The sequence below is a fragment of the Kribbella turkmenica genome (genome assembly GCF_004348725.1).
Lineage (GTDB): Bacteria > Actinomycetota > Actinomycetes > Propionibacteriales > Kribbellaceae > Kribbella > Kribbella turkmenica.
The window spans coordinates 1-6312 of record NZ_SMKR01000267.1; the positions used below are offsets into that span (position 1 = coordinate 1).

9 protein-coding genes are annotated in these 6312 nt (G+C 68.9%); 4 read left to right on the plus strand and 5 right to left on the minus strand.

Features of this window, described 5'->3' with window-relative positions; all coding sequences use genetic code 11:
- Positions 1–120: 120 nt before the first annotated feature.
- From E1218_RS34500 to E1218_RS34515, 4 genes are read right to left on the minus strand one after another with little or no spacing between them, the layout of a single operon-like run.
- Positions 121–1143, minus strand: a complete 1023-nt coding sequence (locus E1218_RS34500) for an alpha/beta fold hydrolase (RefSeq protein ID WP_165949547.1) — start codon at positions 1141–1143, stop codon at positions 121–123.
- Between the two features lie 34 nt (positions 1144–1177).
- Positions 1178–1933 carry an ABC transporter permease gene (locus E1218_RS34505; protein WP_132327242.1) on the minus strand — a complete coding sequence of 252 codons (756 nt, stop codon included), beginning with the start codon at positions 1931–1933 and terminating at the stop codon, positions 1178–1180.
- The gene (locus E1218_RS34510) at positions 1930–2643 is read right to left on the minus strand and encodes an ABC transporter ATP-binding protein (protein WP_132327243.1); all 714 of its coding nucleotides are present in this window, start codon (positions 2641–2643) and stop codon (positions 1930–1932) included. Before E1218_RS34510 ends, E1218_RS34505 begins: the two co-directional genes overlap by 4 nt.
- A complete protein-coding gene (locus E1218_RS34515; RefSeq protein WP_202866358.1) occupies positions 2636–3190 on the minus strand; it encodes a TetR/AcrR family transcriptional regulator in 555 nt (184 codons plus the stop codon). The genes E1218_RS34510 and E1218_RS34515 overlap by 8 nt, the downstream gene beginning before the upstream one ends.
- 219 nt (positions 3191–3409) lie before the next feature.
- On the opposite strand from E1218_RS34515, the gene E1218_RS34520 reads away from it, so the two are divergent.
- From E1218_RS34520 to E1218_RS34535, 4 genes are all read left to right on the plus strand, one after another.
- The gene (locus tag E1218_RS34520) at positions 3410–3745 is read left to right on the plus strand and encodes a hypothetical protein (RefSeq protein ID WP_132327244.1); all 336 of its coding nucleotides are present in this window, start codon (positions 3410–3412) and stop codon (positions 3743–3745) included.
- Positions 3746–3958: 213 nt separating this feature from the next.
- Positions 3959–4270 carry an STAS domain-containing protein gene (locus E1218_RS34525; RefSeq protein ID WP_132327245.1) on the plus strand — a complete coding sequence of 104 codons (312 nt, stop codon included), beginning with the start codon at positions 3959–3961 and terminating at the stop codon, positions 4268–4270.
- Entirely contained in the window at positions 4267–4764 is a 498-nt protein-coding gene (locus E1218_RS34530; protein WP_132327246.1) for a hypothetical protein, read from the plus strand. Before E1218_RS34525 ends, E1218_RS34530 begins: the two co-directional genes overlap by 4 nt.
- Before the next feature lie 28 nt (positions 4765–4792).
- Positions 4793–5053 carry a hypothetical protein gene (locus E1218_RS34535; RefSeq protein ID WP_132327247.1) on the plus strand — a complete coding sequence of 87 codons (261 nt, stop codon included), beginning with the start codon at positions 4793–4795 and terminating at the stop codon, positions 5051–5053.
- A 402-nt stretch (positions 5054–5455) separates the two neighbouring features.
- On the opposite strand, the gene E1218_RS34540 is transcribed toward E1218_RS34535, so the two are convergent.
- A complete protein-coding gene (locus E1218_RS34540; RefSeq protein ID WP_165949548.1) occupies positions 5456–5920 on the minus strand; it encodes a DUF4383 domain-containing protein in 465 nt (154 codons plus the stop codon).
- Positions 5921–6312: the final 392 nt, after the last annotated feature.

Genomic DNA, 6312 nt, shown 5'->3' on the forward strand with positions numbered 1-6312 from the left:
CGTGGTGATCGGGCTGGCGTTGCGGGCCGGGCATCCGATCTCGTTCTGGGAGTTCACCCGCAAGGGCGTGGTGATGACCGCGATCACGATCATCGTCGCCGCGCCGTACCTGTGGCTGCGCTACTTCCTCCTGTCCTGATCGCCGCGAGAATCCTCGACGCCGCGGTCCGCCCGGTCGTGAACCCGTGGACCACACCAGTCGATGACCGTGCGAGCGTATCCGGCGGGAACTTCGAACGGCGGTGCGTGACCCACGCGGTGGAGGACGACCAGGTTCCAGTCGGGCCGCTGCGCCGTCCAGTCATCGATGGACGCGCGGCCAGTGAGGTGATCGTCATCGCCGCAGACAAGGAGGGTCGGCGACGCGACCCGGCGGATCGCGTGGAGCGCGGTTCGCCGCCGGACGAACATCAGTGACATCAGCGAGGCATACACCCTCACCGCGCTTCCCAGACGCATCGGCTCGACCACTGACATCTCGTCCCGCATGAGACCGGCGATCTCCGGCGACATTCTCGTCAGGTCACCGCCTGTGCTCCAGGTGCTGCCCGCAATCGACGCGGGATCGTCCAGGACCCGCCACTTCGCGGCGAGGATGCGCCGCCCCGAAACGCGGACCAGTACGAGGGCGACCGGTGCGACGATGGCCAGCCCCGCCCTGCCGAGGGTTTGCCACCTACGCGCCTCGCCCGCGCTCAGCGGGGGAGGAAGCGCCGGCGCCACCAGGACGAGCCCGGCGATCCGTTCGGGTGCCTGGTCGGCGAACAGCAACGCAACCATCCCGCCGGCGGACCAGCCGTGGACCACGACCCGGTCGAGTTCGAGTGCGTCAGCGAAGTCGCGCAGGAACAGCGCGTTAGTCTCGATGCTCGCTGCGCGCCGGTTGGGCAGCGCGGTGTGGCCCGCGATCGTGCCGGGCAGATCCACCGCGATCGCGTGCGCGTGTGCTCGCAGTTCGGCGAGTACGTCGAGCCAGTTCGATGCGCTGTTGGCCGGATTGGGAACGAGCAGGTGAACCGGCAAGCCCGACGTTCGAGTCTGATCAGTCACCAGATAATGCACCTTCGTGCCGCGCACATCGACTGTCTCGCTGCGAATTCCGGACCAGCGATCCGCGCGCTCCCCCCAGTCGGTGTACTGCACCACTTCAGGCTACGTCCGTCGAACGCGGACCTGGCTAGCGATCGAGTTGGAGACGGTGCCAGGAACGGAGCGTGAGGGCGGCGCTGATGAGAAGGATGGGCACGACGAGTGCGAGCTGGAACGTGGTGACGTCGGCTCCTCCGCTGATCGCCCAGAGCGCGGGCGCTGCGAACGGGATCCAGGCGCCGGCTCCGGCGACGACGGTCACCTGGGCGACCACCAGAATCCCGATCGTGCAGCCGATCCCGGCGAGAACTGATCGGCCGACTGTGGCTGCCCAGGCCGCCGGTGACGCGATCACTGCGGTGAGGACGGTGAGGGCGAGCTGCCGCCCGATCGCCGGTACGACGTCCGCCGGAAGGGCTCCCAGCCCACCGGCCAGGCCGAACAGGACCAGGGCGAGCGCCAACGCGACGGCGGATGCGACACCCCAGGCGAGGTAGACCAGGAGCTTCGCGGTGGCAATCGTGGGCCGCGACACCGGGACCGCGAACAGCCCGGTGACGGTTCCGTCCGCGAACTCGCGGCTGAACAGCCAGCTCAGCACGACGCCGTACCCGAGGAGACCGGCTGCTCCGGTGACCTGTGCGGCGACGGTGAGGTAGCCGGCCCAGCCGCCGGGCTCGATCAGCGGGCCGAGCTTGGCCGCGAGTTGCGGATCGGCGGTGTGGACCGCCTGCAGCATCGACGAACAGATCAACGAGATGCCGAGCACCATGACGACCGTCGTCGCACGCACCACGGTCGCGCGGACGAACTTCGTGGACTCGGTGACGAGCCCGGTGATCATGCGGCCACGTCGTCTCGGCGCACGAGCTCGAAGAAGGATCGCTCGAGGTCCACGCCCCGCGGATCGAGCGTGCCGATGATTCGGCCGGCGTTCAGCACCGAGATCCGCTGGGCGATGCGCGCGACTTCGTCGAGGTGGTGGCTGCTGACCAGGATGCCCGCGCCCACGTCCGCTCGGCGCAGGAGTGCCTCGCGGAGGAGAATGACACCGGCCGGGTCGAGCGTGTTGGTGGGCTCGTCCAGGACGATCAGTCCTGGGTTGTGCTGCAGGGCGGAGGCCAGGCCGAGCCGTTGCCGGTTGCCGAGTGACAGCTTGCCCGTCCGCCGGTCGGCGTACTGGCTGAGGCCCAGTTCGGCGATCGTCGCGTCCACCATGCGGACGATCTCCTCGGCCATGACGCCGTGCAGCCGGGCACCGAGGACCAGGTTCTGACGGCAGGTCAGCTCGCGGTAGGCGAGGGGATACTCGACCAGGTGACCGACCCGGCTCCAGTCGGTCTGCTCGAATCCGCGGCCGGCGATGGTGACCGTGCCGGCGGTCGGCGCGAGCATCCCCAGGACGAGCCGCATCAGCGTGGACTTGCCGGCGCCGTTCAGGCCGACCAGCGCGTGAACCTCGCCGGGGGTAACGGCGAGGTCGACCCCGCGGATCCCGGTGCCGTCGTCGAAGGTGCGGATCAGTCCGCGGGCTTCGACCGCGTGCTCAGCCACGGCGATCCGACAAGATGTCGAGGGCGGTGTCGATCGCTCCGCCGAGATCGTCGTCCGCAGTGAGGCTCCACTCGAGCAACGCGGTGTTGAGGGCGCCCATGACCGCTGCGGCCGCGATCGTCGCCTCGAAGCGGCCGACGCCGTCACTGGTCAGCGCGTCGACGATCACCGCCTCGGTGGCCGCCGTACCGCCGGCCATGCTCGCCCGCAACGTGGGCGTCTGCGCGACGATCCGGAGCCGCACCCGGACCTCGTCGACAGCGGGGGGTGGAAGCTCGCGCCATGCCTCGCGGACTCCTCGGGCAGTTCTGGTGATCGGGTCGAGATCCGGTGACTGCCGGCGGATCGCGGCGCCGATCACCGGGTCGTACGGGTCCTCGACCAACAGGCTCGCCTTGCTCGGGAAGTGCCGGAAGAACGTCATTTCGGTCACCCCGGCGCGGGCGGCGATCTGGCCGGCGCTGGTCGCGTCGTACCCGCGCTCGGCGAACAACTCCATCGCCGCCGCGAGCAACCGCTCCCGGGTCCGCTCGGCTCGTGTCCCCATCCCTGAATGTTAGCCACTAACATCAGCCGTCGCAAGCGGCTGGATCAACTCGAGGACCGAGAGCCCGGTGCTGATCGTCCCCACGTTCCGAACGATTGCCTCAGGCAATACCGCAGTCGCGGGCACTGGTGAGCGGCGCGGAGGTCACGGTACGGTGAAGGTGGTGTGCCGGGAAGCCTGGTCGGCGAATCAGCTGTCGATCGCCTCCTGGAGGCAACGATGCGCACCGGCGACCCATCCGGACGATCCGCCATCCCACTTGCCGCCGTATGCCACGGCTCACCGGTGCGCGACGCACGCGGCGCGCCGATCGGAAGAGTCGTCGACGTCGGAACGGCTACCGTCCACGCGGAATCGCTCGTTCGTGGCGAGCCGCCTGGCCCATGGCCTGCCGGCGACGCGCGGCAGAGACTCGGGTACGTCAGGGTCAGTCGTTACGGTCCCGGCGGGACCGACATCGTCATCGCCGCCGACCGGATCGCGTACGTCGCGGATGATCATGTGCGGCTGTCCGTGACCGCAGACGATGTGATCTTCACCGACGAACCGTTCTGAGTCCAGCATGCGCAGCGACCGTGCTCTGTGGTGGTCATCGTGTTCGCGATCATGGCGCTGATGCTTGGCAGCCTGCCGGTGAGCCTGCAGGTGCGCTTGTGCGTTGTGGCCGTTGCGCCGGCCGTCACGTGATCGTCAAGCACGGGTTCGACCGATCTCAATGTGGGTCGGCCACAGTGGTAGGACTGCCGGCTCACCTCGAGAGGAGCGTCGATGAGTCACACCACGCACGGACCGCTGCCGCAGAAGGCCATCGTGACGCTGTCGGACGCCGACCTGGGCGGGGGGCTTTCGGGGCTTCGCTGGCGACTGCACGGACTGGTGATGGACGGCGCCTGCCTGGTCGTGATCGACGTCTCCGAGGTCGATCAGATCTCCTCGACGTTGCTTGCCGCCTTGCTCGACACACATCGGGTGTGCCGGCGTCGAGGCGGGGGTGTCGTCATCCGGCACGCCAGCCGACGGATGACCGACGTACTGCGAAGCACGGGCCTGGACCGGGTGTTCGAGGTCGAGGCCGCGTGACCCAGCGGCGCTGCAGGTCGTCCGCGCCCGCGGGTGTCTGCTCGGCCGCTCGCGGTGTACGCCGGTCAGGCTTCGTGGACGTCATCGTCGTGGAGTTCGCCGTACACATCGCTTATCTGGACCCTCGAACAGGGACGGGTTACCTCGTCACTCCACGCGCGGAGTCGGATGTCGCCGCATTGGACGATCCACTGGTCGGTGCGGCCTGGTCGGAGAGCCTCCTCGGCGGAGCCTGCGCGAAGGAGCTTTCGTTGCACGCAGCGGACCGGCGGTACGCGTTCGAGCGCCTGGCCCTGGACGGGTGGGTGCCACTGCACGACGAGAACGGTGAGATCGAGGAGGCCGGGTGGACGACGGACGGTCGGCTGGCGCTGTGCCTGTACGGCGATCCGCCGCTGGGCGAGCCGTGCATGGAGGAGCTGAACCGCTCGTTGACTGCCCTGGACCTCGTTGCCGGCCTGCACGATCCGGCCTACCACCGCACCGACGGTTGAAGGCCGGATACGACGCGGAAGGAGCAGCATGTGGGACTCGTGGTGGTTCGTCGGACTCTTCACCGTGTCGTGCGGCCTGCATCTCGCCTTCTTCAGTCCCGCCGGTAGCGGCCGGTGGTACGCCATCACGTGCGCGGCCGTCGTTCTGATCTACCTCCTGGCAGCAGTCGCCGATCTCTCCGCACTCGCCGTGGTGGCGGTCGGCGGGCTCGCGTTGCTGGTGACGGCAGGCCGGTCGTCGGGCTCTCGGAGCTGGGCAAGCCGGGGCCGGCCTCGCGCGCTCCGTTGACGATCGGGCTGAGGTCTCTTGACGATCACATGTCGCGTGCAGGCACCCGGTCGGCGGCGAGATGGCGATCGGGTGTCCGCGCTTGAAGAGCGCTTGAGGTCGACCGGTCGGCGTACTACGGTCAGCTTCACCCGGCTCGGTCGTTTTCCCCCGTAACGACTGAGCCGGCCTTTCTCTGGGCCGATCGGTGCCGGGAGTGCGCTGAGTTGGTGGGATGCCGGCGGCGGCCGCCCCTCAACGACCGCCGCAGCATCCACTCGGCCTGGTTCGAGCTGACGATCCGCCAGACCTGCCAACGACGCTAGAACACAGCACGACCGGCGTTCCAGCTCGGAGACGGCCGCGGGCCGGAACGTCAACAACTCTCAACAGCCGCGTCAAGGAAGCTCCACACCGCGTCGTTCATTCGGCGGAGCGGCGGCCACGCCAGCCGGCTCTGGTCGCGGCTCCGTGACCCGCGGCGACAATCATCGTGAGCGCGAGCAGGAGGTGCAGCCAGGTGTCGGCCGTGCCCACGGGTACGAGGTCCGCAACGATCGGGGTGCGGTCGAGCTGGCCGTACAGGACGAGTGCGAGGAGAGCTGCTCCGGTGACAGCGAGGAACCGTCGGCAGTGGCGGGCGTTCCCAGCGGTGGCCAGGGCCGCCGCACCAAGCAGCAGATGAACGACGTTGTGCAGCACCGACACGTGGAAGAGACCGAAGAGCACGGTCTCCGTCCCCACGCCGCCGAGGTCGAGGCTCCGCACGTTCTGGCCGAGTCGGAGCAGGAAGCCGAAGCAGGAGAGTACGAGAAGCCCGCCGGCGATCCAGAGGGCGATGGCCTGAGTACCCGTCGGGGGCGACGGATAGCGCGATGCATCGTCCACGAGCAGCTCCTCACTGGTGGGCAGCCAGCGCCGCGAGACGGATTTGGCCCCGGCCGGTAGGGGGTGCCTGTTCCCGGCCGGGTCAGACGTTCGCCGGGAACCCACCCGGCGTGCCTGGCTGCCGACTCTAGAGCCGCGGCGGCACCCGCGACGACCGGCATCGACGGAACGTCACGCACTCTCAAAGTGCGCTCAACATGCGCCCCGCGGTGGCGACGTCGAGCACCCCGCGAGCCACGCACGAAGCCGCTCGTGGGGTTCAGTGGCGGAGGTGGAGGCGGCGGGCGGCTTCGGCGATGGAGCCGGTGATGGAGGGGTAGACGGTGAAGGATTGGGCTATGTGGTCGACGGTGAGGCGGGCGCCGACGGCCAGGGAGATGGGGTGGATGAGT